General features: G+C 67.3%; 30 protein-coding genes. 9 read left to right on the forward strand and 21 right to left on the reverse strand.

Features of this window, described 5'->3' with window-relative positions:
- Positions 1-26: 26 nt before the first annotated feature.
- Positions 27-380, forward strand: coding sequence for a tetratricopeptide repeat protein (locus MT490_RS03515; protein WP_297384302.1), 354 nt, complete (start codon positions 27-29; stop codon positions 378-380).
- Here MT490_RS03515 and MT490_RS03520 read toward each other — a convergent pair whose 3' ends face one another.
- Both MT490_RS03520 and dcd read right to left on the reverse strand, forming a co-directional pair.
- Positions 381-818 carry a hypothetical protein gene (locus MT490_RS03520; protein WP_297384304.1) on the reverse strand — a complete coding sequence of 146 codons (438 nt, stop codon included), beginning with the start codon at positions 816-818 and terminating at the stop codon, positions 381-383.
- Positions 819-828: 10 nt separating this feature from the next.
- The gene (dcd, locus tag MT490_RS03525) at positions 829-1,383 is read right to left on the reverse strand and encodes a dCTP deaminase (RefSeq protein WP_297384305.1); all 555 of its coding nucleotides are present in this window, start codon (positions 1,381-1,383) and stop codon (positions 829-831) included.
- A 200-nt stretch (positions 1,384-1,583) separates the two neighbouring features.
- Between dcd and MT490_RS03530 the strand changes: the two genes are divergently transcribed.
- Entirely contained in the window at positions 1,584-2,234 is a 651-nt protein-coding gene (locus MT490_RS03530; protein WP_297384307.1) for a hypothetical protein, read from the forward strand.
- A 13-nt stretch (positions 2,235-2,247) separates the two neighbouring features.
- On the opposite strand, the gene MT490_RS03535 is transcribed toward MT490_RS03530, so the two are convergent.
- On the reverse strand, positions 2,248-4,206 hold the full coding sequence (locus MT490_RS03535; protein ID WP_297384309.1) for a sialate O-acetylesterase: 1,959 nt from the start codon (positions 4,204-4,206) through the stop codon (positions 2,248-2,250).
- A 122-nt stretch (positions 4,207-4,328) separates the two neighbouring features.
- Here MT490_RS03535 and MT490_RS03540 point away from each other — a divergent pair, with 122 nt between their 5' ends.
- Entirely contained in the window at positions 4,329-5,432 is a 1,104-nt protein-coding gene (locus MT490_RS03540) for a hypothetical protein (protein WP_297384310.1), read from the forward strand.
- Between the two features lie 18 nt (positions 5,433-5,450).
- On the opposite strand, the gene MT490_RS03545 is transcribed toward MT490_RS03540, so the two are convergent.
- From MT490_RS03545 to MT490_RS03555, 3 genes are all read right to left on the reverse strand, one after another.
- Entirely contained in the window at positions 5,451-5,906 is a 456-nt protein-coding gene (locus tag MT490_RS03545; protein WP_363321722.1) for a cytidine deaminase, read from the reverse strand.
- Between the two features lie 70 nt (positions 5,907-5,976).
- On the reverse strand, positions 5,977-6,537 hold the full coding sequence (locus tag MT490_RS03550; protein WP_297384314.1) for a sugar O-acetyltransferase: 561 nt from the start codon (positions 6,535-6,537) through the stop codon (positions 5,977-5,979).
- A gap of 21 nt (positions 6,538-6,558) precedes the next feature.
- Positions 6,559-7,041 (reverse strand): UPF0262 family protein, encoded by a 483-nt coding sequence (locus MT490_RS03555; RefSeq protein WP_297384315.1) that lies wholly within the window; start codon positions 7,039-7,041, stop codon positions 6,559-6,561.
- 80 nt (positions 7,042-7,121) lie between these two features.
- On the opposite strand from MT490_RS03555, the gene MT490_RS03560 reads away from it, so the two are divergent.
- A complete protein-coding gene (locus MT490_RS03560) occupies positions 7,122-8,618 on the forward strand; it encodes a replicative DNA helicase (protein WP_297384317.1) in 1,497 nt (498 codons plus the stop codon).
- A gap of 34 nt (positions 8,619-8,652) precedes the next feature.
- On the opposite strand, the gene MT490_RS03565 is transcribed toward MT490_RS03560, so the two are convergent.
- The 4 genes from MT490_RS03565 to pip all read right to left on the reverse strand — a co-directional run bounded on the left by MT490_RS03565 (position 8,653) and on the right by pip (position 12,300).
- Positions 8,653-10,119, reverse strand: a complete 1,467-nt coding sequence (locus MT490_RS03565) for a serine hydrolase domain-containing protein (RefSeq protein WP_297384319.1) — start codon at positions 10,117-10,119, stop codon at positions 8,653-8,655.
- A 188-nt stretch (positions 10,120-10,307) separates the two neighbouring features.
- The gene (locus MT490_RS03570; protein WP_297384321.1) at positions 10,308-10,928 is read right to left on the reverse strand and encodes a hypothetical protein; all 621 of its coding nucleotides are present in this window, start codon (positions 10,926-10,928) and stop codon (positions 10,308-10,310) included.
- Positions 10,929-10,951: 23 nt separating this feature from the next.
- On the reverse strand, positions 10,952-11,224 hold the full coding sequence (locus MT490_RS03575) for a helix-turn-helix transcriptional regulator (protein WP_297384322.1): 273 nt from the start codon (positions 11,222-11,224) through the stop codon (positions 10,952-10,954).
- A 119-nt stretch (positions 11,225-11,343) separates the two neighbouring features.
- Complete coding sequence (gene pip / locus MT490_RS03580) at positions 11,344-12,300, reverse strand: prolyl aminopeptidase (protein WP_297384323.1); 957 nt, start codon at positions 12,298-12,300, stop codon at positions 11,344-11,346.
- Positions 12,301-12,490: 190 nt separating this feature from the next.
- Here pip and MT490_RS03585 point away from each other — a divergent pair, with 190 nt between their 5' ends.
- Positions 12,491-13,351: a DUF1521 domain-containing protein gene (locus MT490_RS03585; protein ID WP_297384325.1), complete on the forward strand. Its 861-nt coding sequence runs from the start codon at positions 12,491-12,493 to the stop codon at positions 13,349-13,351.
- 93 nt (positions 13,352-13,444) lie between these two features.
- Here MT490_RS03585 and MT490_RS03590 read toward each other — a convergent pair whose 3' ends face one another.
- From MT490_RS03590 to MT490_RS03635, 10 genes are all read right to left on the reverse strand, one after another.
- Entirely contained in the window at positions 13,445-14,224 is a 780-nt protein-coding gene (locus MT490_RS03590) for a phosphoadenylyl-sulfate reductase (protein ID WP_297384327.1), read from the reverse strand.
- The gene (locus tag MT490_RS03595) at positions 14,217-14,645 is read right to left on the reverse strand and encodes a DUF934 domain-containing protein (RefSeq protein WP_297384329.1); all 429 of its coding nucleotides are present in this window, start codon (positions 14,643-14,645) and stop codon (positions 14,217-14,219) included. The genes MT490_RS03590 and MT490_RS03595 overlap by 8 nt, the downstream gene beginning before the upstream one ends.
- Positions 14,646-14,759: 114 nt before the next feature.
- On the reverse strand, positions 14,760-16,391 hold the full coding sequence (locus MT490_RS03600; RefSeq protein WP_297384330.1) for a nitrite/sulfite reductase: 1,632 nt from the start codon (positions 16,389-16,391) through the stop codon (positions 14,760-14,762).
- Positions 16,392-16,617: 226 nt separating this feature from the next.
- Complete coding sequence (locus MT490_RS03605) at positions 16,618-16,914, reverse strand: DUF2849 domain-containing protein (protein WP_297384331.1); 297 nt, start codon at positions 16,912-16,914, stop codon at positions 16,618-16,620.
- The gene (gene cobA, locus MT490_RS03610) at positions 16,911-17,696 is read right to left on the reverse strand and encodes a uroporphyrinogen-III C-methyltransferase (RefSeq protein WP_297384332.1); all 786 of its coding nucleotides are present in this window, start codon (positions 17,694-17,696) and stop codon (positions 16,911-16,913) included. The genes MT490_RS03605 and cobA overlap by 4 nt, the downstream gene beginning before the upstream one ends.
- Positions 17,697-17,927: 231 nt before the next feature.
- Entirely contained in the window at positions 17,928-19,271 is a 1,344-nt protein-coding gene (locus MT490_RS03615; RefSeq protein ID WP_297384334.1) for a cellulase family glycosylhydrolase, read from the reverse strand.
- A gap of 117 nt (positions 19,272-19,388) precedes the next feature.
- On the reverse strand, positions 19,389-19,685 hold the full coding sequence (locus tag MT490_RS03620; protein ID WP_297384335.1) for a zf-TFIIB domain-containing protein: 297 nt from the start codon (positions 19,683-19,685) through the stop codon (positions 19,389-19,391).
- A 5-nt stretch (positions 19,686-19,690) separates the two neighbouring features.
- The gene (locus MT490_RS03625) at positions 19,691-20,326 is read right to left on the reverse strand and encodes a Bax inhibitor-1/YccA family protein (protein WP_297384367.1); all 636 of its coding nucleotides are present in this window, start codon (positions 20,324-20,326) and stop codon (positions 19,691-19,693) included.
- Between the two features lie 90 nt (positions 20,327-20,416).
- On the reverse strand, positions 20,417-20,632 hold the full coding sequence (locus MT490_RS03630; protein ID WP_297384337.1) for a YdcH family protein: 216 nt from the start codon (positions 20,630-20,632) through the stop codon (positions 20,417-20,419).
- Positions 20,633-21,006: 374 nt separating this feature from the next.
- Positions 21,007-21,207: a hypothetical protein gene (locus tag MT490_RS03635; protein ID WP_297384338.1), complete on the reverse strand. Its 201-nt coding sequence runs from the start codon at positions 21,205-21,207 to the stop codon at positions 21,007-21,009.
- 101 nt (positions 21,208-21,308) lie between these two features.
- Between MT490_RS03635 and MT490_RS03640 the strand changes: the two genes are divergently transcribed.
- From MT490_RS03640 to MT490_RS03655, 4 genes are read left to right on the forward strand one after another with little or no spacing between them, the layout of a single operon-like run.
- On the forward strand, positions 21,309-21,638 hold the full coding sequence (locus MT490_RS03640) for a metalloregulator ArsR/SmtB family transcription factor (RefSeq protein WP_297384340.1): 330 nt from the start codon (positions 21,309-21,311) through the stop codon (positions 21,636-21,638).
- On the forward strand, positions 21,635-22,105 hold the full coding sequence (locus MT490_RS03645) for an SRPBCC domain-containing protein (protein ID WP_297384342.1): 471 nt from the start codon (positions 21,635-21,637) through the stop codon (positions 22,103-22,105). The genes MT490_RS03640 and MT490_RS03645 overlap by 4 nt, the downstream gene beginning before the upstream one ends.
- Before the next feature lie 2 nt (positions 22,106-22,107).
- Positions 22,108-22,866, forward strand: a complete 759-nt coding sequence (locus tag MT490_RS03650) for a DUF899 domain-containing protein (protein ID WP_297384344.1) — start codon at positions 22,108-22,110, stop codon at positions 22,864-22,866.
- Positions 22,863-23,126 carry a hypothetical protein gene (locus MT490_RS03655; protein ID WP_297384346.1) on the forward strand — a complete coding sequence of 88 codons (264 nt, stop codon included), beginning with the start codon at positions 22,863-22,865 and terminating at the stop codon, positions 23,124-23,126. Before MT490_RS03650 ends, MT490_RS03655 begins: the two co-directional genes overlap by 4 nt.
- Here the strand turns inward: MT490_RS03655 and astD are convergent.
- On the reverse strand, positions 23,057-24,472 hold the full coding sequence (gene astD, locus MT490_RS03660) for a succinylglutamate-semialdehyde dehydrogenase (protein WP_297384349.1): 1,416 nt from the start codon (positions 24,470-24,472) through the stop codon (positions 23,057-23,059). The two genes, MT490_RS03655 and astD, sit on opposite strands and share 70 nt — an antisense overlap.
- Positions 24,473-24,534 lie beyond the last annotated feature (62 nt).

A 24,534-nucleotide genomic window follows, 5' to 3' on the forward strand; every position in this document is an offset into this window, starting at 1 on the left:
TGACGCAATGATTCTTGGAGGGTGCCATGCGTTTTGGTCTTGTTATCCTCGCCGCCGCACCCCTGGTCGCGGCATTCCCGGCCCAGGCGCAGGACAGCGCCGTCGCCAGCACGCAGATCGTGCAGGGCGACTACGCCGCCGCCGAGTCGAAGCTTCTCGCCGAGTTGCGCATCTATCCCGGGCGCCCCGAGCTGCTGCTCAACCTCGCCGCGGTCTATGCCAAGACCGGCCGGGCGAGCGAGGCGCGCGCGCTCTACACCAAGGTGCTCAGCAAGGACGACGTGCTGATGGACATCAGCGCCGAGCAGACCGCGGGCTCGCACATGATCGCGCAGCGCGGCCTGCGCCGGCTCGACACGGTGCAGTTCAGCGCGCGCTGATCAGGTCAGGATGAGTCCGGCGCCTGCCACGGCGACGAGCACGACATAGGGCAAAGCCACGAAGGGCTGGACGAAAATGGCGGCCAGGCTGGCCGCCCGGCGATAGTGGAGCCAGGACTGGCTCCACGTCGCGTAGATCTGGAAAGGCGCGATCACCGGCTCGGCCGGCTCAGCGCGGAACCACGCCTCGAGCTGGTCGATCCGTGCGACCAGGCAATACTGGAAGCTCTTCCAGATCGCCTCCAGCAACCATAGCGACAGCGCCACTGCGATCGTCGCGACGAGGATCGCGTCGCTCGCTTCCTTGAGCCCAGCCGCCACGCCTGCGCCGAGCAGCGGCCCGGCGATCGCCTTCAGCGACAGAGCGCGCTTGTCATAATCCTCGTAGAAGGTCTGGAGCAGCAGATATTCGGCGCGGAGATCGTCGCTGCTCGCCATCGCCCGCGCCTCAGAGCCTCGGCAGCGTCACGCCGCGCTGGCCCATATATTTGCCCGCGCGATCGGCATAGCTGGTCTCGCAGGGCTGATCGCCCTTGAGGAACAGGAACTGGCACGCGCCCTCATTGGCGTAGATCTTGGCGGGCAGCGGCGTCGTGTTCGAGAATTCGAGCGTGACATGGCCCTCCCATTCGGGTTCGAGCGGGGTCACGTTCACGATGATCCCGCAGCGCGCATAGGTCGACTTGCCGAGGCAGATGACAAGCGTGTCGCGCGGGATGCGGAAATATTCGACCGTGCGGGCCAGCGCGAAACTGTTGGGCGGGATGATGCACACGTCGGTCTTGCGGTCGACGAAGCTGTTCGCGGCGAAATCCTTGGGATCGACCACCGCCGAATCGACATTGGTGAAGATCTTGAACTCGTCGGCGACGCGCGCGTCATAGCCGTAGGAGGACAGGCCGTAGCTGATGCAGCCCTCGCGCCGCTGCGCTTCGACGAACGGCTCGATCATGCCGTTGGCGAGGGCCTGTTCGCGAATCCAGCGGTCGGAAAGAATGCTCATGAATCCCCCTGAGGTCTGAGTCCGTTTCGCCGGAAGCGCGCGGCGGAGCAAGCCGCTTGATGGCTGAAGGGCGTCCATCGCACGCAGCCGCTCCCTTCGGCGTCGTCGACGAGAATGAGGTGCCCGTCGCTGGGGCGCTGGATCGAAGGCGGTGCGTGGCCGCAAACGTGCAGTGATCGAACCTGAAGAGTGACGAACCCATGCGAACACAGATCCTTGCGGCCCTGTTGTTGGCGGTGGCTTCCGCCGCGCACGCGCAATCCTATCCACCGGGCTGGGGCGATTCCACGCAGCTTCCGACCGGCACGCCATGGATACCCCCGGCCGGCATCGTCGTCGAAAAGCAGATCATGCCCTACAACATGTTCGACGAAGATGATTGCAAGGAAGAGGGCGCAAAGTCCGCCAGGCCTCTAATCGGTCATGGCGGGATGGTTCAGATCTGCATGGTCATTCGAAACACGAACCCGCGAGGGAGAGGGGATGAAGGCATCATCGATGTCATCATTCCTGCAGGGCTGATCGTGATTTCCGAAAGATCGAGCGACCAGCACGGGATTCTTCTGGTCAAGCAAGTGGTGCAGGTGCGGCCGGGCCAAAAGGTGCAATTGCCCATGTCCCTGATCTGCATGAACAGCAGCAAGGATCACACCAGTCTGGAAAGCCGCTACCGGTTGGGTCCGATCACCGATCATCCCGAGGCCAGGAAGCTGATCGCATTCCTGGCCGACAAGAGAGTGCCGGTGAACAACGCGGCAGGAAGCTCAGGCGTTGGGCGCATCCAGCGAGGAAAGCCGATCGATCAGCTGACCTACGATACGATGGCCAGCGAGCTGGAAAGGGACTTGTGAACCTCGCTCCTGTCTAACGGACCGGCAGCTCGAACGGCGTCGCGGGGAGGCCGGTGCCGTCGTAGAGGTTGCAGATCGGGCTGTCGCCCCAGCAGAAGCGCACTCGGTCCGCGGCGCCGGTGCCGACCGTGACCAGCACGTCGTTCCCCGAAAGCGTCGCGCTGGCGAAGCGGCAGCTTCCGGGCGCGGCGCCGCAGAGCTCGAAGCCGATCGGCTGCGCGGCGCTATAGGCCACCAGCCCCTTGTCGGCGCCGGTGAAGCGGACGCGCACGACCGCGCCTTCGTAGCGTGCCTCGACCGGCCAGGGACCCGAGGGCGAGGCCTTGCCGCCATAGGTCAGCGCCTCGGCGCCGCGGGCGAGGCGATGGCCGACGTCCGCCTTGTTGGCGGGATGGATGTCGACGACGTCGCCGATATCGACCGTGACCGCGAGCGCGGCATGGGCGTCGGCGGCGACGGCGCGGCGCTGCTCGTCGCGGATCTGCGCGAAGCCGCTCTCGACGGGCTTGGGTACGCGCGGGCCCCAGCCCGAGAGTTGGGCGACGAGGAAGGGCAGGTCGGCCTTGCCGAATTGGCCGCGCCAGGCCGTCATCATGCTGCCGAGCTTGCCGGCATAGCCGCCGGGCGAACCCGCATTGGCCTCGCCCTGATACCAGGCTGCGCCCCGCAGGCCATAAGGCCCGATCGGCGCGATCATCGCATTGTAGATGCCCGAAAAGCCCGCGATAGCTTCCCAGGGCGCGTGCGGCGGATCGCCGACCCCGGCAGGTGCGCGGCGCCAGCGCCAGCCCTCGGGCCCGGCAAGGGGCACGCTGGTGCCGTCGGCGAAGCGTATCGCGCGCTGATCGGCGGTGCCGGTGAGACCGCCTTCGCCCCAGGTGTCGAGCACGCCCACCGCGATGACGTTCCGGCCCGCCTTGAGCGTGCCCGGTGCCAGCGGATAGAGCCGCGGCACGCCCCAGGCATAAGTGACGCCCACCGGCACGCCGTTGACGAAGCTCGCGTCCATGTCGTCGGCGGGGCTGAGCGCGAGCGTGGCGCCCTTGGCGGCCTGCTCGGGCGTCAGCGTCACTTCGGTGCGGTACCAGAGCATGCCGTTATATTCGGCGAGATCGGCGACGCCCCATTTCTCCCACGGGTCGAACGAGGGCAGGGGCTGCCAGTCGCCCGGCGCCTCCGCCTGCCAGGGCTCGGCGCCCGCCGCGTCTCCCGACCTGCCGCGATACCAGGCCATCCAGCGCTCGCCGAAGAGTCGGCTCGCCTGCGCGGGATCGGTGCGAAAGGTACGGAGCAGCGCGAGGTCCTGTGCCGCCGTCGGATCCTTGGCGAGCGCGCTCTCGGGCCGCCACGCATCGATCGCGGTGCCGCCCCAGGTGGCGTCGATCAGTCCCATCGGCACCTTCTGCGAGGCGCGCAGGTCGCGGGCCATGAAATAGCAGGCGGCGGAGAATTCGCGGATCGTGTCGGGCGTCGTCCGCTGCCACTGGACCGGCGTGGCGAACTGGCGCTCGGGGTTGAGGCTGGTCTTCTTCTCGACCGTCATCAGCCGCAGGTCGGGATCGTTCGCCTTGCCGATCTCGCCCGCCGCGCCGAGCACGCCGCTGACCGGATATTCCATGTTCGACTGGCCCGAGCAGAGCCAGACGTCGCCGACCATGATATCCTCGGCGCGCGCGCTCTTGCCGCCGCGCGTGGCGACGGCCAGCGTGTAGGGGCCGCCCGCGGGCATCGCCGGAAGGTCGGCGCGCCAATGCCCGTCCTTGCCGGCGCGCGTCTGCACCTTCCTGTTCCCCAGCGTCACTTCGATCCGTTCGCCCGCCGGCGCGTCGCCCCAGACCGCGATCGGCCGATCGCGCTGGAGGACGCCATGATCCTGGAACATCGGATGGAGCAGAGGCGCCGCCTCCTGCGCGGCTGCGGGCGCGGCGAACAGGATCGGCAGCGCGAGCGCGCTCCGGGACAACGTCTTCATGGCATCTCCTCCGTTAGCGTTACCAAGCACGGGAGCGAAGGAATTGGCAAGCCGGCTCGGCCTGGCTCCCTGTCGGGGCAGAACCGATCGCAAGCACGGCGGACTTGGTCGCGAGGTCAGCGGTGAGCGTCGCCCCGGGTGATAGTGAGCGCCACGGCAATGGGCGCGTTCGGCGCCGGAGAAGGCGCGTGATGATGCGGGTAAAGATCAAGCTTCTGGCGGCGGGCAGCCTTTTGTTGCCCGCCATGGCGGCCGCGCAGGACAGGGCGCCCACGCAGAACGAGATCATCGAGCAGGCCAGAAGAGATGTCCGAGCGAGCGAGCGGGAGGCCGCGCGGAATCTGGACGAGCGCAGGAGCCTCTATGAGGTTCGCTATCGCAAGGCCGCCGAGTCCGGCGACACTGCCGAGGCCATGCGCATCCTCGAGGAAATGCAGGTCGATCAGGCCGTCCCCGTGCGGTCCGGGCCGCCGGGGCCGCTGAAGATCGTATTCGGGCCGGGCTTTGCGGGCGCCGTTCCGGTTTCGCCCGCAAAGCCCGTCAGCAAGGCATCGCCGAAAAAGGCGCCGGTCGCCGCCGGCCCCAAAAAGAAGGAGGAGCGCGAAGACGGCGGCGGTAGCGGCCCCAATCCGAAGCTGAAGAGGGAACTGGAAGACGCACTCTCGCAGAAGCGGCGCCAACTCGACATGATCCTGCAGCGCAAGGAATTGCTGCCCAAGGACGACATTGTCCTGCGCAGGGACTTCGACAAGGAAGCGGATTGGGCACGTAACGAAATCCGGTTGGCCGAGAGGCGCTATACCGATTATCTCCAGGCGCGCGAGCCGGGCGAGTATCGGCGCTATATCGACCAGCGGCGCCGGATTGCCGAAAACCCGCTCGAGGCGCGGCCGGGTGCGATGCGCGACGAACTGTGGGGCAACCGGGCGCCGCCGCCGCACGACGTGGCACGGCAGGGGCCCAAGACCCCGGCGCTCCAGGAATATGACGGACCCAGTGGCGCGGAATCGGAGCGGCGGCTGGAGGGCGGGCAAAACGCCTATGAGGCCGACCGCGTAATCGCGCCCGGCCTCAATACGAGCCCCGGCAAGGCGCCGTCGCCGCAATTGCACGAATATGACGGACCGCAGGGGCCGAGCGGCAGCCTGCCGGGAGATGCCTATGGGGGCGATGGGCCGGTGCTCGCGCCTGGCCTCGGCAATGGCGCGGCCGGGCCGAAGCGCTGAACGCGTTCAGACCGGGCGTCAGGCAAGCCCGAGATCGGCGGGGCCGAAGGCGTGGGGGAGGAGCTCGGAGAGCTTGTACTCCGCAATCGCGTCGCCCGCCGCGCCTCCGCAATAGACGGGCAAGTCGCGCCCGCCGACCTGCGCGGCCTCGTTGATGATCTGACGGCAGCGTCCGCAGGGGCTCACCGGGGCGGTGTCGGCATGGCCGATGCGGCCGCCGATCACCCCGATCGCGACGACCTCGCGGAAGCGGCCCTGCGCGTTGACCGTCGCCAGCGCCACCGTCTCGGCGCAGAGCGACAGGCCGTAGCTGGCATTCTCGAAATTGGCGCCGGTGACGACGCTGCCGTCCTCCAGCAGCACCGCGGCGCCCACCGCGAAGTTCGAATAGGGGGCGTAGGCATTTTTCGCTGCCAGCCGTGCCGCCTCGATCAGTGTGCGTGCGCCTTCGTCGTTCATGTGGTGCAATTCCAAATCCTGTCCCAAATCCTGCGCGACGGGTGCCACATCGTCGGGCGAGGAGCCAGAGGCAGCGGATCCCGCTTCACTCGTTGCCGATCGAACGAATGACGCGCGCCGGATTGCCTCCCACCAGCGTATTCGGCGGAACGTCCCTCGTGACTACCGCGCCCGCGGCTACGACCGAGTTTTCGCCGACCGTCACGCCGCCGATGATCGTTGCGCCGGCCGCGATCCAGACGTTTCGGTCGATCACGATGGGTTTTGCGACGACGGCGGCGCGCCGCTGCGCGGGTTCGACGGGGTGGCCTGATGTGATGATGCTCACATTGGGGCCGATCATCACGTCGTCGCCGATATCGATCCCGCCGAGATCGTACATCGTGCAATTCTGGTTGATGAATACGTTGCGCCCGATCCGGATATTCTCGCCCCCCGTCGTGTAGAAGGGCGGGATCAACGAAAAACCGTCATCGACCTTGCTTCCGATGAGATCGCTGAACACGGCGCGAATCTGGTCCGCGTCGGCGAACGTCAGGCGGTTGAGCACCGGCGTGATCGCCATCGCCCGCTGGACGCTGGCCACCATCGCCGCTGATTCCGGCGTTCTCCGGGGAATGATTCTGGTGCCGGCCTCGTCCATCATGCTGTTCCCCTGGGCCGGGACTCACCCCTTGATGTGCAGCACGCAGATCAGCGTGAAGAGCCGGCGGGCGGTGTCGAAATCCACGTCGATCTTGCCCTCGAGCCGCTCGACCAGCAGCTCCGCCGACTGGTTGTGGATGCCGCGTCGCGCCATGTCGATCGTCTCGATCTGGGCGGGCGAGGCGTTGCGGATCGCCTGGTAATAGCTGTCGCAGATCGCGAAATAGTCGCGGATCGGGCGGCGGAAGCGGGCGAGGCCGAGGACGAGCGTCTCGAGGTGCGAATCGTCGGCGCGGCGAATCTCGAGCGCGAGCCGGCCTTCCTCGACGCGCAGGTGGAGCTTGTAGGGCCCTTCATAGCCGTCGGCGTGGCGGCGCTGGGGAGCGAAGCGATTGTCCTCGAGCAGGTCGAAGATCGCGATGCGGCGCTCCTGCTCGATATCGGCCGAGCGCCACAGGATTGTGCGCTCGTCGAGGGTCACGTCGATGATGCGCGGATCGGCCATTGACTGGCTCCTATCCGCTCATGCCCGTTATTCACAAGCGTGGTGGTTGATGCGGACGGCCGCTTGCGCGACAGACGGGCATGGCCGAGCCGATCCCCTTTCCGAATCCCCAGCCGACCGAAGGCGTGAGCCTGCCGCAGAATGTCGAGGCCGAGGCGGCCTTGCTCGGCGCGATGATGATCGACAATCGCGTCGCCGAGGATGTGCTCCAGAAGCTGCGGCCCGAACATTTCTTCGAGCCGCTGCACGGGCGGATATACGAGGCGATCGCGGCGATGGTGGGCGACAACCGGCTGGCGACGCCGGTGACCCTGCGCCCGCTCTTCGCCGCCGATCCGGCGATGAAGGAAGTGGGCGGCCCGGCCTATCTGGCGCAGCTCACCGGCAACCCGGCGAGCCTGATCGGCGCGCGCTCGTTCGCCGACCAGATCTACGACCTCGCGATGCTGCGCGCGCTGGTGACGGTGGGGCGCGATCTCGTCGACGGCGCGCTCGACACCAGCCAGGACATCAACCCGGCCAAGCAGATAGAGCAGGCCGAAATGAAGCTCTACGAAGTCGCCGAGAAGGGCGATTCGGACGCCGGCCTCAAATCGTTCACCCGCGCGGCGACGCTGGCGGTGCGGCAGGCCGAGAAGGCGATGAATTCGGGCGGCGGCATTTCGGGCGTCACCACCGGGCTGAGCGACCTCAACGCATCGACCGGCGGCTTCAACCGATCGGACCTGCTGATCCTCGCCGGCCGCCCGGGCATGGGCAAGACCTCGCTCGCGACCAACATCGCGTTCAACGCCGCCAAGCGTTGGGCCGACGATCTCGAGGCGGGGATCCCCGAGGAGAAGTCGATCGGCGCGCCGGTCGCCTTCTTCAGCCTCGAAATGTCGGCCGACCAGCTCGCGATGCGTATCCTCTCGGAGCAGGCCGAGGTCGTCTCGGAGAAGCTGCGCACCGGGCAGATCAGCCATGGCGAGTTCCAGAAGTTCGCGCGCGCCGCGGGCGATCTCGAGCGGCTGCCTTTGTTCATCGACGACACGCCGGGCCTGACCATCGCGGCCTTGCGCACCCGCGCGCGGCGGATGAAGCGCCAGCACAAGATTGGCATGGTGATCGTCGACTATCTCCAGCTGCTGACCGGCAGCGCCAAAGCATCGGGCGACGGCCGCGTGCAGGAGATCTCGGAGATCAGCCGCGGCCTGAAGACGCTGGCTAAGGAACTCAACGTGCCGGTGCTGGCGCTCTCGCAGCTGAGCCGCGCGGTGGAGAGCCGCGAGGACAAGAGGCCGCAGCTGTCGGACCTTCGTGAATCGGGCTCGATCGAGCAGGACGCGGATATCGTGCTGTTCGTCTATCGCGATGAATATTATCACGACTTCAAGGCGCCGACGAAGGTCCCCGACGGCACCGAGACCGCCGAGGAGCGCATGGCCTATGAGGCCTGGCAGGCCAAGCAGCTCGAGGTCGCCAATAAGGCGACGGTGATCATCGCCAAGCAGCGCCACGGCGCGACGGGTTCGGTGCACATGCGCTTCGACCGCCAGTTCACCAAGTTCAGCGACCTCGCGCACGAGGATTATTGAGCGGCGAGTCGCGGGAAGGGGCGCTGGCGGTGGTTCACGGCCCGTCCGCTTTCGGGGCCGGAGCAGACGGTTTCGCGCGGAGGAATTTGATCGGAGGCCCGCCCTCGACGATATCGAAGCTCGAATAGTCGGGAGTGAATTGCACGACGATCCCTCGCGCGTCGCTCAGGAAGCGTGTGGCGGATAGTGCCGTCAGCCGCTCGGGGCTCGGGCCGCCGGTGTCGGCGAAGAGTCCGTCCGGCCGCGCTTCGAGAATGACGGAAAGTCCGCCGCCTTCGAACCTGCCCGCGACTTTGGCGAGCTCGGCGCCGGTCAGTACCTTCTCCTGGACGGCCGGGGGCGCAATGTCCTTCCAGCCATAGTCGGTCGCGATCGCCCGGACGACTTCGTCCATCAGCCTCTTGCCGTTGCCGCCATTGGTGAGAACCACGACGCCCTCGCCCTTGTCGACATAGGCGATCATCAATGATTGGAAGCCTTCATTGAGGCCGTCATGCCCAAAGCGCCGGGCACCATCCAGATACACCGCCGGTCCGAGGCCCCAATTGCCCATGATCGGCGTCAGCATCGTGCGGGTCATGGCTGGCGACAGCCTGTGGCCGGCCTGACCGGCGGCGGAGGCCTGCACGTCGATGAGCAGGCGCGCGAGATCGCTCGCGCTGGTCCACAGTCCCGCCGGACCGAGTTCGGGATAGACATGGTAGTTGCCGGGGATCGGCGTGCCGTGCGCGTGCGCGAAGGCCATGTCGGCGCGGATCGCCGTGGTCGGCGGCTGCGCATAGGCGCTGCGCGTCATCCCCAACGGGCGCAGCAGCTCGCGCTGGGCCAGGTCCGCGAACGGCATTCCGCTCACGTCGGCGAGCGCCAGCTGCGTCAGCACATAGCCGCCGCCCGAATAGGTCCATTGCGCGCCCACGGGCAGCACGCTGCGCACCGCCGCAGTGTTGGCCGGCGCCTTGCCGTCGAGGATCTGGGCGGGCGTGGGCAAGGGGGCGTCCGGCAGATAGCCGGGGAAGCCGTGAACGCCGAGCCCCGCCGTGTGGCTCAAAAGCTGGCGGAGCGTCACGCCGTCGGGGTCCAGCTTCGGATCGCGGGGCAGCTGCCAGGAGCGCAGCCAGAGGTTGATGTCCTGATCGAGCGCGAGCTTTCCCTGCTCCACCAGGCGCAGCGCGATCATCGCCGTCGCGACCTTGCTGATCGATGCGGCCTGAAACGCCGTATCCGGCGTCACGGGCGCGCAACTTGCGGTGTCGCGAAGACCCCAGCCGCGCGCCCAGTCGAGCTTGCCGCCATGAATGACGGCCACGCTGATGCCCGGCACGTCGTACGTCCGCATCCGCTCGGCGAGGCTGTACGGCCTGGCGCCCGGCTGGATGACGGGCGGATTGAGGTTCGCCTCGACGTATCGGGTATGGGCGTTGCTCGGTCCGCCCGCCGACGTGGCGGGGACCGCGCAGCGCGCTTCCTTTGCCTGCGCAGCGGCATCGCCGCCAGCGATCAACGCCAGGCCAGCTGCGCCGAGAAATAATGCTCTGAAGCCCGGACCGGATCGAAACATGGGGCACCTCTCCTGTTGTTGTAAGCTGCCAAATCTCGGCCACGCATCAGAGCCCGCGGGCGATCTACTGCAGGCGCGCGCCATCCATCTTCAAAGCGCTCACGCTCCCGAAGAAAACTTGCCGGTTGAATCTACCGCGCCAGATCCTCTGGCGAGGCCGGTGGGAAAAGCTGCGCGTGCCACCGCGCGAGAAGGGTGAGGACCGCCAGTTCGATCGCCAGCACCGCGGTTTGCAACACCGCCTGGCTGCTATCGAGAAAGAGCGCCGTCATGAAGATGATGAGCGTCGCCGCCGCCGCCATGATGCGCGTCCCCATGGAGGTGACGCGCGACCAGTCGCGTTCCAGCATGACCCAGGCAATGCGGAGATGCCCCAGGCCGAGCAAGAGCAGGAGCGCGGTGAGCGACGGCACGGCGGCCTGATAGACGCCGCGCAGGAGGAGTTCCTGTGCGCCGCCCGCCATCAGCGCGCCACGAAGCCCGTCCTGTCCTGGATACAGGTAAGGGAAACCGAACACCGCGCATCCAATCTGCAGGGCCGCCATCGGCACCATCAGGCCAAGCGCGAGGGCATAGTTGGTCAGAACGAAACGGCCTTCCTCATGGGTCGGCATCGCGCGCCAGGATGCCGTCAGGCAGCCGATCGCGAACATCAGCGGCTTCCCATCCTCGGCTGCAGCATCGAACTCCGCCCGCATCGCACGCGCCCATTCCCGGCGGTGCTCGCCAAGACAGGCGATCGCCAGCGCCATCACGGCCCGCGACACGGCGGCCCTCATGCCAGCGAAACCCTGGGGGCAAGGTCCCCGCTGTCATTGGCCACCGCATGGGCGAGCGCGAAACCGGCAGCGGTCAGCCGATAGGCGTGACGGGCGGGTCGCCCGGGCTGTGCCGGCTCGCGCCATTCGGCTTCGACCAACCCCTGATCGGTCATCCGCATCAGCAGCGGGTAGAGCGTGCCCGACAACAGGCCGGTCTCCCTCATGAGGTCATAGCCATGACGCCATTCCTGCCGTCGCACGGATAGCGCCTCCAGGAGGATGAGCATCTGCTTCGATGGTCGCCGGTTTCGAACCATGGCTCAATCCAACATATGTAGATTTAAGAGTCAAGGGTGGGTTTCGGCGCTCTTCCTCGCGGGGAAGGCATGGTAACTGCGGACGGACCTTATTCGCCGCTCTTGCCTGCGTAGCGATCGGTCGCGCGGATCAGCTGATCGAGGATGCCCGGCTCGGAGAATGCGTGGCCGGCGCCTTCGATCAGGTGGAAGTCCGCTTCGGGCCAGGCCTTGTGCAGTGCCCAGGCATAGCGGGCGGGGCAGGGCATGTCGTAGCGGCCATGGATGATCGTGCCGGGGATCGCGTGCAGCCGGTGCGCGTCGCGCAGCAGCTGATCGGGCTCGAGCCAGCAGTTATTGACGAAATAATGCGCCTCGATCCGGGCGAAGGCGAGCGCGAAATGGCCCTCGTCATGCTGGGCGGATGTGGCGGGATCGGGCAGCAGCGTGATCGTCTCGCCTTCGAACAGGCTCCAGGCCCGGGCGGCGGCGATCTGGTCCTCGCGCGTGCCGGTGGTCAGGCGGCGATGATAGGCGCGGAGCAGGTCGCCGCGCTCGGCCTCGGGGATCGGCGCGACGAAGCGCTCATATTTGTCCGGGAACATCTCGGACACGCCGAACTGGTAGAACCAGTCGAGCTCGGCCGTGGTGCACATGTAGATGCCGCGCAGGACGATCTCGCTCACCCGGTCCGGATGCGCCTGCGCATAGGCGAGCGCGAGCGTGGAGCCCCAGGAACCGCCGAACACCAGCCATTGCTCGACGCCGGCGAGTTCGCGCAGCCGCTCGATGTCCGCCACCAGGTGCCAGGTGGTGTTCGCCTCCAGCCCGGCATGCGGAGTCGAATTGCCGCAGCCGCGCTGGTCGAACAGCAGCACGTCGTAGAGCGCGGGATCGAACAGGCCGCGATGCTTGGGCGAGATGCCGCCGCCGGGGCCGCCATGCAGGAACACCGCCGGCTTGGCGCCCGGCGTGCCGCAGCGCTCATAATGGATGCTGTGGCCGTCGCCGACGTCGAGCGTGCCGGTCGCATAGGGTTCGATCGGGGGATAGAGGGTTCGGAGCATGGCGCCCTCCTCGACGATCCCGGGGCGAAAGGGAAGGGCGGCGGTGCGGGCGCGTCGAGCGCGCCAGCGGCGGGCCGGGGCGGATGCGCGACTAATCGAAGCGACTAGCGGCTCTAGTCGGAATGCGGAGCGCGGGCGGGCGTGCGACAGCGTAACGTTCTTCGCATCCACCAGGCACAGGGGACGCGAGATGACGACGATCGCTGCGAACACTGCTTTCTCCAGCGCCCTGCAAGGGCTGCTCTCCGGCTCGGCTTCGGCCAATTTCGTGCTCGCGGCCGGGATCGCGGGCAAGTTGCTCAATCCGCTCGGCGCGGGGCCGTTCGCTTCGTCCTGTTTCCCGCGCGGCTGGAACGTCGATGCGCGCTGCGGCGGCGAGACCCAGGCGAGCTGGACGGTGAAGACCGGCACCGAGGGCAAGGCCTCGATCGATCTCGGCGACGGCTACAGCCTGCAGCTCAACGAACGCAATTCGGAGATGACGATCACCAACGCCAATACCGGCGAGACCACCCGGATCTGGGGCGACCCGCATGTCGATGTGAACGGCCAGCACGTCTACGACTTCTGGGGGACGACGACCTTCACGCTCGACAACGGCACCAAGATCACGATCAACACCGAGCAGGGCCAGGGCAATCCGAACGTCTATTTCGCCAGCTCGGTGGCGATCACCAAGGGCGACCAGGCGATCGAAGTGACCGGGCTCAGCCAGCAGAAGCTCGGCGACCTCGAGATCACCATGGGCGACAATGGCCGCGCGCTCGACCGCGCCAATGCCGACGGCTTCGTGCTGCACGAGAATGACAGCGGCGCGGGCTGGCGCTCGGCCTATACCGGCGACGTGGCGACCCAGGCCGATCTCAATGCGACCAAGCCGGGGCAGATCTTCGGGCCAGGATCGAACCAAGGCGAGACGCTGGCGAGCCTGAGCTTCCTGCTCGGCGCGTTCCTGGGCGGGGCGATGCTCTTCGGCAGCCTTGGTGCGGACGCGCGGGGCGGCGACAGCGTGCGCAACCAGATCCTGCCGCGTCTGCCGATATTGTTCTGACAGGTTCGTCAGCAGGAGAGGATCGCCGGGGCTGCCGCAGAAGCGGCCCCGGCGACGCTTTTTCCTCCCCTGTGGGAGAGGGGAAGTTTGGCCTCAGAAGCTCGGCTGGTTCGGGTCGCCGTCCGCAATGGGCGTGTGGATGCCGCATTCGGTCTTGTCCCAGCCGCGCCAGCGACCGGCGCGGGGGTCCTCGCCGGGCTTGACCACGCTGGTGCACGGCGCGCAGCCGATCGAGAGATAGCCCTGTGCCACCAGGGGATGGGCCGGCAGGTCGTGCTTCGCGAAATAGGCGTCGAGATCGGCGCGGGTCCAGTCGGCGAGCGGATTGACCTTGAGCCGGCCGACCGTGTCGGACGTGTCGATCTCGAAGCGGGGCAGGGCGCTGCGGGTGCTCGCCTGGAACGCCTTGCGGCCGGTGATGGTCGCGTCGAAATCGGCGAGCCCCTTGGCGAGCGGGACCACCTTGCGGATATCGCAGCAACCGTCGGGGTCGAACGACCAGCGCAGCTCGTTGGCGTCGCGCGCGGCGAGCACTTCCGGGTCGGGCCGGAGGTTGCGGAAATCCTTCAGGCCCAGCCGCTCCACGAGCAGGTCGCGATAGGCGAGCGTCTCGGGGAAATGCTTGCCGGTCTCGAGGAACAGCACCGGGACCGACGGATCGATCGAGGCGATGAGGTGGAGCAAGGCCGCGGACTCGGCGCCGAAGGACGAGACCACCGCGACGTCGCCGACCATGTGCTCGCCGAGCACCGTGCGCAGCATCTCCTCGGTCGAGGTGCCGCGGAACATGTTGTTCAGGCGGATCGCGTCCTGCTCGGTGAAGCGGGGGGCGATATCCAGCCTGTCGATCTTGCGGGCGACGGCCTCAGCCATGACGGAGCTTCCACACCGGCACCGCACTGTCGGCGGCCGCCTGATAGACATGCTCGTAGCGCGCGAGGCTGGCTTCGAGCGTCGCGGGGTCGACCGGCGCCTCGGGGGCGAAGCTGTCGAAGCCGCAGCGGCGCATGAGCGGGATCTGGTCGACCAGGACGTCGCCCTGCGCGCGGAGCTCGCCGGTATAGCCGGCCTCGCGGAGGATCCGGCCGGTCGAATAGCCGCGGCCGTCGCGATATTTGGGGAAGCTCACTTCAACCAAAGCGAGGCGATCGATGTGCGGCAGCAGCGCGCGCGCATCCTCGCCCGATTCGATGCGGACCGCGGTGGCATTGGACTGGCCGAGGAACGAGTCGAGCGTGACCGCAGGCTCCTCGTGGAGCTCGTCGTCGCGGAAGCGGAGGATATTGTCGGTCATGCCATGCCCCGTTCGTTTCGAGCGAAGTCGAGAAACCGAGAGGAAGGGTTGCCTGGCCGTTTCTCGACTACGCTCGAAACGAACGGAGTGAGAGCGGTCGAATAGCGGTTGCGATCAGCCATAGAGCGCCTCCTTGAACGGCTCCATGCCGATGCGGCGATAGGTGTCGAGGAAGCGCTCGCCCTCGGCGCGTTCGCGCAGATAGACGTTGGTGGCCTTCTCGACCGCGTCGACGATGCCGTCCTCGGAGAAGCCGGGGCCGGTGATCTTGGCGAGGCTGACATCCTCCGCCCCAGATCCGCCGAGCAGCAATTGGTAGTTCTCGGTGCCTTTGCGGTCGACGCCGAGGATGCCGATATGCCCGGCATGATGGTGGCCGCAGGCGTTGATGCAGCCGCTGATCTTGAGCTTGAGCTCGCCCAGGTCGCGCTGGCGGCCGAGATCGGCGAAGCGCGTCGCGATCTTCTGCGCGACCGGTATCGAGCGGGCGTTGGCGAGGCTGCAATAATCGAGGCCCGGGCAGGCGATGATGTCGCTGATCAGGTCGAGATTCGCCTCGGCGAGCCCCGCGTCGCGGAGCTGCTCCCAGAGCGCGTAGAGATCCGCCTTGCGGACGTGCGGCAGGACGATGTTCTGCGCATGGGTGACGCGCAGCTCGTCGAAGCTGAGGCGCTCGGCGAGATCGGCCATCAGGTCGATCTGGTCGGCCGAGGCGTCGCCGGGGATGCCCCCGATCGGCTTGAGGCTGATCGTGACCACGGCATAGCCGAGCGCCTTGTGTGCGGAGACGTTCTGGTCGAGCCAGAGGGCGAAATCGGGGTCGCTGCGATCGAGCTCGTCGCCGAGGCCGGCCTCCCAGGCGGGCGGCGCGAAATAGGCGGCGATGCGGTCGAACTCGGCCTGGGGCGGATCGATGCCGAGCGCCTTGACCGCGACGAACTCCTCCTCGACCTGGCGGGCATATTCCTCGGGCCCGAGATCGTTGACGAGGATCTTGATCCGCGCCTTGTAGATGTTGTCGCGGCGGCCGTAGCGATTGTAGACGCGCAGGCAGGCCTCGAGATAGCTGAGCAGGTCTTCGAGGCGCACGAAGTCCTTGATCTCGGGCGCGACCATCGGCGTTCGGCCCATGCCGCCGCCGACGAAGACCTTGGCGCCGTGCACGCCGTCGTTGTCGACGATCTGGATGCCGATATCGTGGAGGCGCATCGCCGCGCGGTCCTCGTCCGCGGCGATCACCGCGATCTTGAACTTCCGGGGCAAATAGCTGAATTCGGGGTGGAAGGTGCTCCACTGGCGGAGGAGCTCCGCCCAGGGGCGCGGATCGGTGACTTCGTCGGCGGCGGCGCCGGCGAACTGGTCCGAGCTGATGTTGCGGATGCAATTGCCGCTGGTCTGGATGGCGTGCATCTCGACCGTGGCGAGATCCGCAAGGATGTCCGGCGCGTCCTCGAGCTTGATCCAGTTGTACTGGATGTTCTGGCGCGTGGTGAAATGGCCGTAGCCGCGATCGTATTTGCGCGCGATCGTGGCGAGCATCCGCATCTGGCGGCTGTCGAGCGTGCCATAGGGGACCGCCACGCGCAGCATGTACGCGTGAAGCTGGAGATAGAGCCCGTTCATCAGCCGCAGCGGCTTGAACTGGTCCTCGGTGATCTGGCCGGCGAGGCGGCGCGCCACCTGGTCGCGGAACTCCTCGACGCGGCTGGCGACGATCGAGTGGTCGTACTGGTCGTATTTGTACATCAGCTTGTGGCCTGAATTTGATTCACGCGGAGGCGCGGAGGCGCGAAAAAAATGGGTTCGCGCAGAGGCGCAGAGGACGCAGAGAAGAAGATGCGCGCGGCAGCCCGCTTTCCATTCCAGTCGCGAGTGGATGAAAGGCTGCTGGCGCAGCCGAGCGCGACATCTCTGTGCTCTCTGCGCCTCTGCGCGAACGCACTCTTTTCCTCCGCGCCTCCGCGTGCGAAAATCATATCACCCAGCTCCCTGCGTTCGGGTCCGCGGGCTTCAGCGTGAGGTCGGCGCGGACGGTGGGGCCGAGCGCGCGGATGCGGTCCTTGATGTGCGCGGGGCGAGGGCCTTCGGGCGTCTCGGTCGCGTCGATCACATAGGGCGCGTTGACCCGGCGCGCGCCTTCCTCGGCATGCGCGATCGCCTCGCCCTGGTCGCCGACGTCGACGGCGTCCTCGACATGGCGCGACCAGCCGGTGCCGGTCCACCAGGTCACGTCGCCGGTGGCGAGGTCGTTTCCGGTCAGGAGCTTCATGCGAGCGTCTCCGCGGTCTTGGCCCATTGAACGAGCTTGTCGTCGGCGTCGGACAGGCGGACGACCTCGCCGACGACGATGATCGAGGGGCTCTTCACCTTCTCGCGCTCGACCATGTCGCCGAGATCGGCGAGCAGGGTGCGGATCGCGCGATGCCCCTCCAGCGTGGCGCGTTCGAGCACCGCGACGGGCATGTCGGGGGCGACGCCGTCGGCCATCAGCTTGTCGGCGATCTGCGGGCAGTTGGCGACGCCCATGTAGATGACCAAGGTGCGGCCCTTGCCGGCGAGGCCCGACCAGTTCTGGTCGGACAGGCCCTTGCACTGGCCCGCGACGAAGCTGACCGCGCTCGACCAGTCGCGATGGGTGAGCGGCAGCATCGCCTCGGCGGCGGCGCCCAATGCGGCGGAGACGCCGGGGACGACCTCGACCGGCAGGCCGGCGGCGCGCACCGCTTCGACTTCCTCGCCGCCGCGGCCGAAGATGAACGGGTCGCCGCCCTTGAGGCGCACGACGATCGCGCCGGTCTTCACATGCGCGACGATCAGCGCGTTGATCGCTTCCTGGGGCAGGGTGTGGCGGTTGCGCTGCTTGGCGACCGAGATGCGATGGGCCTGCGGGGCGAGATCGAGCACGCGCGGATCGACGAGGCCGTCATGGACGAGCACGTCGGCTGCGCGCAGCGCCTCGACCGCGCGCACGGTGAGCAGCCCAGGGTCGCCTGGACCGGCGCCGACGAGGATCACGCGACCGCGCGCGGAAGGGTCGAGCAGGGATGCCATGGCCCCGCAAATGGTGCGTCGGGGGATTCGCGGCAACGGATGGATGCTTTGCGCGGGTGTAGCGGAGCTATTGATGGGGCTTTTAAATCCTCCCCGGAACGGGGAGGGGGACCATGCGAAGCATGGTGGAGGGGGCCCGCTGTCCGCTAGCGACATCGCTCGAGGAGGTCGGGGCCCCCTCCACCACGCCACTGCGTGGCGCGGTTCCCCTCCCCGTTCCGGGGAGGATTTTCAGGAGGCGATCGGTTCGCCTACTGTCGCCAGCGCTTTCGCATGCGCCGCGATCACCGCGCGGGTGCTCGCGTCGCTGTCGAACACCCCGTACCAGCCCTGCGGCTCGTGCGGCGGATCGCCTAGCCAGGCAGTCTCGCCCGGGCGGAAGCGATGGTCGCCATGGACCGCGCGGCCCGCGCCGTTCCACGCCCAGAAATTCGAGCCGGCGACCGGGCCGCCGGTGCGCACGCTGTTGAGCACCGCGTCGTAGATCTGCTGGTAATACAGGTCCTTGAAGTGCGTACTTGCCTCCGGATCGTAACCACCGCCGTCGCGTGGATAACCGAATTCCTCGATCACCAGCGGCTTGCCGATCTCGCGGGCCAGCGCCTGGTGCTGCTGGAGATATTCTGCGACCTTCGCCGTGGCGGCGGCGTGGGTGCCCGGGATGTCCTTCGCGTCGACCCAGCTCCAGTTGAGCGGCCAGATATGCGTGGTGAGATAGTCGATCTCGGGGAAGGCATGCGTCTTGCGGAAGATGTCGGCGCTCTCGACGCTGCCCTTCAGCCCCTCGCTGCCGGTCGAGACGAGGTGGTTGCGGTCGATCGACTTGATCAGCCTCGCGGTGCCCTGGATCCAGGCATGGAAGGCGGGGAGCAGGGGCGCGGCGGTGGCGGCGTCGCCGGCGGGGCGGGGCTCATTGGCGAGCTGCCACGCCATGATCGTCGGATCGTCGCGATAGGCGGTGCCGGTCACGCCATTGGCGCGGCCGACGATCGCGCGGACCCAGTCGTCGTAGAGCGCGACCGCCTTGGGGTTCGCGTAGAACTGGGCGGTGGCGTTGGCGAAGGCGGGCCAGGGATGCGCCGGGTCGTTCGCGTCCATATATTTGCCGGTGACGTAATAGAGATAGGTCATCATGCCGCCCGACCATTCCCAGAAATTGGTCAGGTAGAGCACGGCCTTCATGTTCCGCTTCGCCATTTCGGCGAGGCAATGGTCCAGCCCGTCGAGCAACGCGGGGTTCCAGACATTGCCGCGGTCGCGGAAGCCGGGGCGGACCGAGTTCTTGAGCGGCGAGGTCTCGGCCGAGGCAAGGATGCGCAGGTTGGCGACGCCCATCGCGGCGAGCGCATCGAGCTCGCGGGCGAGGCGATCGCGGTTGCCGAACTCGGCCGATGCACCGAGCCAGGCGCCGTACCAGAGGTTCGCGCCGGCGAAGCGATAGGGCTTGCCGTCGAGCGTCAGCCGCGTGCCTTCGCGCCGGACGAAGGCGGCGGGCGGCGCGGCGGCGGCGGCGGGCAGGCTCGTGGCGGCCGCCAGTGCTGCTGCGGTGCCGAGCACCGTTCTGCGCGTGACCATGACTTCCTCTCCCCGTCCGGTTTCGGGTGACGATAGCGGCGGAGAGGGAGCAAAGAAAAGCCCGCCGCCGAGCGATCGGCGACGGGCGAGGTTCAAGCTGTTCGGGGAAAGGGGGGCTTAGTCGAACAGCTCTTCGAGGAAGGACTTGCGGCGCTTGTGGCCGTAATGGCCGCCATGATGCTGCTGGTGGTGGCGATCGTCATAGCGCGGGCGCTGCTCGGGCCAGGGCGCGGGCGCCGGCTGGCTCTGCTGGGGCTGAGGCGCCGACGAGGCGTTGCGCTCGATGATCTTGTCGAGCTCGCCGCGATCGAGCCAGACGCCGCGGCAGCTGGGGCAATGATCGATCTCGATCCCCGAGCGCTCCATCGGCACCAGCTTGGTGCCGTCGACGGGGCAGGTGAAATTGCCGGTCATGTACGTTACTCCCGTTCGCCCATGAGCCCCAGCAGCAGCTGGAACATGTTGATGAGGTTCAGATAGAGCGACAGCGCGCCCATGATCGCGAGCTTCTCGGCCGCCTGGCTATTGCCATAGACGATATACTCGCTCTTCAGCCGCTGCGTATCCCAGGCGGTGAGGCCCGCGAACACCGCGACGCCGACCACCGAGAGAGCGATCTGGAGCAGGCCCGAGCCGAGGAACAGATTGACCAGGCTCGCGCCGATCACTGCGATCAGGCCGACGAAGAGGAAGGTCCCCATGCCGGTCAGGTCGCGCTTCGTCGTGTAGCCCCACAGGCTGAGGCCGGCGAACATCGCCGCGGCGGTGAAGAAGGCCAGCGCGATGCTGGGGCCGGTGAAGGCGAAGAAGATGCTCGCCATCGACACGCCCATCACGCCCGCGAAGGCGAAGAAGGCCGTGCGCGCGCCGGCGGTGGTCATCCGCTCCACCCGGAAGGTGAAGAAGAAGATGAAGGCGAGCGGGGCCAGCATCGCGACCCACTTCAGCGGCGTGCCGAAGATCAACGCGGCCAGCGGCGGCGTGCTGGCGACGAGCAGGGCGACCAGGCCGGTGATGGCGAGGCCGATCCCCATGTTGCGATAGATGCCGAGCATGTGCCGGCGCAGGCCCTCATCGTAGCGGACCTGCGCGGCGGCGGCGGCGCTTCGGTTGAAGGCGGAAAGATTGTCCACTTAAGGGTCTCCTCAGGCGTGACGCGCGCGGCGGATCGCGCCGCGGGCGATGCGGCGCATCTCGGCCGCGTCGGGGAAATGGCGGAACAGCCGGTCCTTGATCGCGAGCCGCTCCTTCTTGAGCCGAGTCAGGCGCAAGCGATCGGGTGCGCGACGAGCGAGCTCGCGGCGGATTTCGCGGTTCAGGACGCGGTGCGCGGCGATCAGCCGCTCGATAAGGTTACTCACATGCCACTCCATCGACAGTTACATCGATCGAGCCGGTTCTTCGGTGAGGGGTGGTGACGGACAGCCGTCAAACCTGCACCGAGCTAGCTCGATGCGGTCCGACATCACGGAGCTTCAGATGAAGCCGCCGCCAGAGGGGCCCGGTCCCGCAAGCCTGAATCTAGGGGGTGGGGGTTAAGGATTCAATGCCCGGTTTGCAGGGCATCGTAACAAAATGTTGCCGGAGCGACGCCATCAATCACGTCATCCCCGCGAAAGCGGGGACCCATCTCCGGCACCCTCAGCGCGCACAACGGCCGTTGTATCGCTTGGCACGCGCACGAGATGGGTCCCCGCTTTCGCGGGGATGACGTGGAGGAGTGCGGCGCGAGGCGCTATTTCTTCGGGGTCACCCAGACCGACACCGGCACCACGACCTTGCCGGGCGCGGGCTTGCCGATGTCGACGCGGTCGGCGGTGACGAGCTCGCCGCTCTCGAGCGTGAACGAGGCCCAGGGCTTGGGCATGCGGCCGAAGGTCATCCTCTGGATCGGCTGGCCGGTGGTGGAGTTCATGATGGTGGCGATGACGGGCATGCGCGGCCGATAGCGAGCCGCTTCGCCTTCTGTCCAGCGGCGAAGAGTCTGTTAGAAACATTAGCATTGACTAATGCATTAGCGATGGCTAATTATGAGCCATGCTACAGACCAGCCCGATCGATTCCGTCATGCGTGCGCTCGCCGATCCGACGCGGCGCGCGGTGTTCGAGCGCGTCGCCCGCGCGCAGGAGATCAACGTCGCAGAGCTGACCCGGGCGAGCGGCGTGACGCAGGGCGCGGTGTCGCAGCATCTCAAATCGCTCAAGCTGGCCGGGCTGGTCGCCGAGCGTCCGCAGGGGCGCAACGTCTTCTATCGCGCGCGGCCCGAGGGGCTCGCGCCGCTGTTCGACTGGCTGAGCCATTACGACGTCTTCTGGCGCGATCGCTTCGCCGACCTGCGTACGCTTCTCAAGGAGATCGATCCATGAACGACACCACATTGCAGACCCGCGCCCGCGAGATCGTGGTCGACGAGGTCTTCCCGCACGCGCCGGAGACGATCTGGCGGACACTGACCTCAGGCGCACTGATGGCGCGGTGGCTGGGTATGGTGCCGACCGACTTCGAGCCGGTGCCGGGCAGCCGCTTCACCTACCAGACCACGCCGGCCGGCGAGTGGGACGGCACGATCCAGTGCGAAGTGCTGGAGGCGATCCCCAACCAGCGCTTCGTCTATTCGTGGAAGGGCGGGCATGCGGGCAATGCCGGCTATGGCTCGCTCCTCGACACGATCGTCACCTTCACGCTCGAGGAAGCCGAGGGCGGCACGCGCCTCCGGCTCGTCCATTCGGGCTTCGTCCTGCCGCGCAACGACACCGCCTACGAGCGGATGAGCGGCGGCTGGCTCAAGGTCGTCCCGCGCATCGGCGCGGTCACTGGCGAAGAGGAGCAGTGAGCATGTCGGAACTCCCGAAAAGCCATCCCCTTGTGGTCGCACCGGAACAATGGGAGGCGGCGCGCGCGGCGCTGCTCGTCAAGGAGAAGGCGCATACGCGCGCCCGCGACGCGCTGGCGGCCGAGCGGCGCCGGATGCCGTGGATGGCGGTCGAGAAGGACTATGTCTTCGAGGGCCCCGACGGGGAGGTGCGGCTGCTCGACCTGTTCGCTGGGCGGCGCCAGCTGATCGTCTATCGGGCGTTCTTCGAGCCGGGCGTGTTCGGCTGGCCCGACCATGCCTGCCGCGGCTGCTCGCTGGGCGCCGATCAGGTGAGCCATCTCGCGCATCTGAACGCGCGCGACACGACGCTCGTCTATGCCTCGCGCGCGCCGCAGGCGGACATCGCGCGATTGAAGGCGCGGATGGGCTGGGAGATGCCCTGGGTCACGATCACCGACGATTTCGACAAGGATTTCGGGGTAGACGAGTGGCACGGCCACAATGTCTTCATCCGCGACGGCGAGCGGATCTACCGCAGTTATCTCATCAACAATCGCGGCGACGAGGCGATGGGGACGGTGTGGAGCTATCTCGACCTGACTCCGCTCGGCCGGCAGGAAGTGTGGGAGGATTCGCCCGAAGGCTATCCGCAGACGCCGACGTACAAATGGTGGAACTGGCACGACAATTACGAAGCCGAGGCCGCGCCCGATCCCAAATGGGTGGAAGTGTCGGACGCCGGCGAGGCCGCCTTCCGCAACGCCGACACCGCGTCATGAACGTGCGCCGCGCCGCCGACTGGCTGGGGCTGGCAGCGGCGCCCGGCTTCGCGCTGATGGCGCTGCTCACTGCGCTCAGCGGTGACGCGGCGGAGATGCTCTGCGGCGCGATGTCGCCGTTCGGCGGCATGGTGCCGATGTACCTGCTGATGAGCGTCTTTCATGCCGGGCCATGGCTCCGGCTCGCTGCTCAGGCGTCGCGCAGTCCCAGCCCGATCGCGGCGCGGGCCTGTTCGGATTCCGACGAGACCACCGGATAGGCGCAGTAATCCGCGGCGTAATAGGCGCTGGGGCGGTGGTTGCCCGACCAGCCGACCCCGCCGAAGGGCGCCGAGGAGGAGGCGCCGTTGGTGGGGCGGTTCCAGTTGACGATGCCGGCGCGGATGTTCGCCCAGAACTGGTCGTAGAGCCGCGGATTCTGGCTCACCAGCGACGCCGACAGGCCGTAGCGCGTATCGTTGGCCTCCGCGATCGCCTCCTCGAAGGTCGCCTTGCGATAGATCTGGAGCACTGGGCCGAACAGTTCGACATCGGGCTTGTCGTTGGCCTGGGTCATGTCGATCAGGCCGGGAGTGAGGAAGGGCCGGCTCTCGATCGGGCGCTCCATGTGCTTGAGCGGGCGCCCGCCCATCGTCGACAACGCGAGGAAGCTCTCGGTGAGCATGTCGGCGGCGTCGTTGTCGATCACCGGGCCCATGAAGGGCGCGGGGTCGGCATGCGGCTCGCCGATGATCAGGCGGCCGATCAGCTTGTTGATCTCGACCATCAGCGGATCGAAGAGGTTCTGGTCGACGATCAGCCGGCGCGCGGCGGTGCAGCGCTGGCCCGCGGTGGTGAAGGCCGACTGGATGACGAGCACGGCGGCCGAATAGAGATCGGGCGTGTCCCAGACGACGATCGGGTTGTTGCCGCCCATCTCGAGCGCGAGGATCTTCTCGGGCCGCGTCGCGAACTGGCGGTTGAGCGCGATCCCGGTATTGGCCGAGCCGGTGAACAGCAGCCCGTCGATATCGGGATGCGCGGCGAGCGCCTTGCCCTCGTCCGGGCCGCCGATCAGCAGGCGGATGCAGCCCTCGGGAATGCCGGCGGCGTGGAAGCAATCGACGAGGAACGCGCCGCTCGCGGGGGTCTTCTCCGAAGGCTTGAACACCACCGCATTGCCGGCGAGCAGGGCGGGGACGATGTGGCCGTTGGGAAGGTGCGCCGGGAAGTTGTAGGGGCCGAGCACCGCGAGCACGCCGTGCGGCTTGTGCCGCAGCGCGAGCCGCGTGTTCATCGGCGCCTCGATCCGGCGCTGGCCGGTGCGCTCGGAATAAGCGGTGATCGAGATGTCGACCTTGCCGATCACGGTCTCGACCTCGGTGCGCGCCTCCCAGAGCGGCTTGCCGGTCTCGCGCGCGAGCAGGTCGGTGAAGGCGTCGGCCTTTTGCCGGACGACGTTGGCGAAGCGCCGGAGCGCCTCGATCCGGTAGGTGAGCGGGCGCGCGGCCCATTCGGCCCAGCTGCGCCGCGCATGCGCGACCTCGGCGTCGACGTCGCCGACCTTCTGGCGCCAGAGCACGGCGCCCGTTGCCGGCTCGGTGGAGATGATTTCCGTTCCCGGCATTATATTCTGCTGATGTCCCCGGAAGTATGGCAATGCTCTTGCCCGAAATGGAGAAGGGTTGC

Source organism: Sphingomonas sp., from assembly GCF_026460985.1.
GTDB lineage: Bacteria > Pseudomonadota > Alphaproteobacteria > Sphingomonadales > Sphingomonadaceae > Sphingomonas.

Bases quoted from the DNA above. Each gene is read 5' to 3' on its own strand.
- MT490_RS03645 (WP_297384342.1), top strand. From the start codon at position 21,635: ATGAACGACACCACATTGCAGACCCGCGCCCGCGAGATCGTGGTCGAC.
- MT490_RS03570 (WP_297384321.1), bottom strand. From the start codon at position 10,928: ATGGCGCTGGCGATCGCCTGTCTTGGCGAGCACCGCCGGGAATGGGCG.
- MT490_RS03590 (WP_297384327.1), bottom strand. From the start codon at position 14,224: ATGGCTGAGGCCGTCGCCCGCAAGATCGACAGGCTGGATATCGCCCCC.
- MT490_RS03595 (WP_297384329.1), bottom strand. From the start codon at position 14,645: ATGACCGACAATATCCTCCGCTTCCGCGACGACGAGCTCCACGAGGAG.
- dcd (WP_297384305.1), bottom strand. From the start codon at position 1,383: ATGAGCATTCTTTCCGACCGCTGGATTCGCGAACAGGCCCTCGCCAAC.
- MT490_RS03600 (WP_297384330.1), bottom strand. From the start codon at position 16,391: ATGTACAAATACGACCAGTACGACCACTCGATCGTCGCCAGCCGCGTC.
- cobA (WP_297384332.1), bottom strand. From the start codon at position 17,696: ATGGCATCCCTGCTCGACCCTTCCGCGCGCGGTCGCGTGATCCTCGTC.
- MT490_RS03560 (WP_297384317.1), top strand. From the start codon at position 7,122: ATGGCCGAGCCGATCCCCTTTCCGAATCCCCAGCCGACCGAAGGCGTG.
- MT490_RS03640 (WP_297384340.1), top strand. From the start codon at position 21,309: ATGCTACAGACCAGCCCGATCGATTCCGTCATGCGTGCGCTCGCCGAT.
- MT490_RS03615 (WP_297384334.1), bottom strand. From the start codon at position 19,271: ATGGTCACGCGCAGAACGGTGCTCGGCACCGCAGCAGCACTGGCGGCC.
- MT490_RS03655 (WP_297384346.1), top strand. From the start codon at position 22,863: ATGAACGTGCGCCGCGCCGCCGACTGGCTGGGGCTGGCAGCGGCGCCC.
- MT490_RS03650 (WP_297384344.1), top strand. From the start codon at position 22,108: ATGTCGGAACTCCCGAAAAGCCATCCCCTTGTGGTCGCACCGGAACAA.
- MT490_RS03585 (WP_297384325.1), top strand. From the start codon at position 12,491: ATGACGACGATCGCTGCGAACACTGCTTTCTCCAGCGCCCTGCAAGGG.
- MT490_RS03520 (WP_297384304.1), bottom strand. From the start codon at position 818: ATGGCGAGCAGCGACGATCTCCGCGCCGAATATCTGCTGCTCCAGACC.
- MT490_RS03625 (WP_297384367.1), bottom strand. From the start codon at position 20,326: ATGCTCGGCATCTATCGCAACATGGGGATCGGCCTCGCCATCACCGGC.
- MT490_RS03530 (WP_297384307.1), top strand. From the start codon at position 1,584: ATGCGAACACAGATCCTTGCGGCCCTGTTGTTGGCGGTGGCTTCCGCC.
- MT490_RS03550 (WP_297384314.1), bottom strand. From the start codon at position 6,537: ATGATGGACGAGGCCGGCACCAGAATCATTCCCCGGAGAACGCCGGAA.
- pip (WP_297384323.1), bottom strand. From the start codon at position 12,300: ATGCTCCGAACCCTCTATCCCCCGATCGAACCCTATGCGACCGGCACG.
- MT490_RS03635 (WP_297384338.1), bottom strand. From the start codon at position 21,207: ATGCCCGTCATCGCCACCATCATGAACTCCACCACCGGCCAGCCGATC.
- MT490_RS03515 (WP_297384302.1), top strand. From the start codon at position 27: ATGCGTTTTGGTCTTGTTATCCTCGCCGCCGCACCCCTGGTCGCGGCA.
- MT490_RS03555 (WP_297384315.1), bottom strand. From the start codon at position 7,041: ATGGCCGATCCGCGCATCATCGACGTGACCCTCGACGAGCGCACAATC.
- MT490_RS03605 (WP_297384331.1), bottom strand. From the start codon at position 16,914: ATGAAGCTCCTGACCGGAAACGACCTCGCCACCGGCGACGTGACCTGG.
- MT490_RS03620 (WP_297384335.1), bottom strand. From the start codon at position 19,685: ATGACCGGCAATTTCACCTGCCCCGTCGACGGCACCAAGCTGGTGCCG.
- astD (WP_297384349.1), bottom strand. From the start codon at position 24,472: ATGCCGGGAACGGAAATCATCTCCACCGAGCCGGCAACGGGCGCCGTG.
- MT490_RS03535 (WP_297384309.1), bottom strand. From the start codon at position 4,206: ATGAAGACGTTGTCCCGGAGCGCGCTCGCGCTGCCGATCCTGTTCGCC.
- MT490_RS03575 (WP_297384322.1), bottom strand. From the start codon at position 11,224: ATGCTCATCCTCCTGGAGGCGCTATCCGTGCGACGGCAGGAATGGCGT.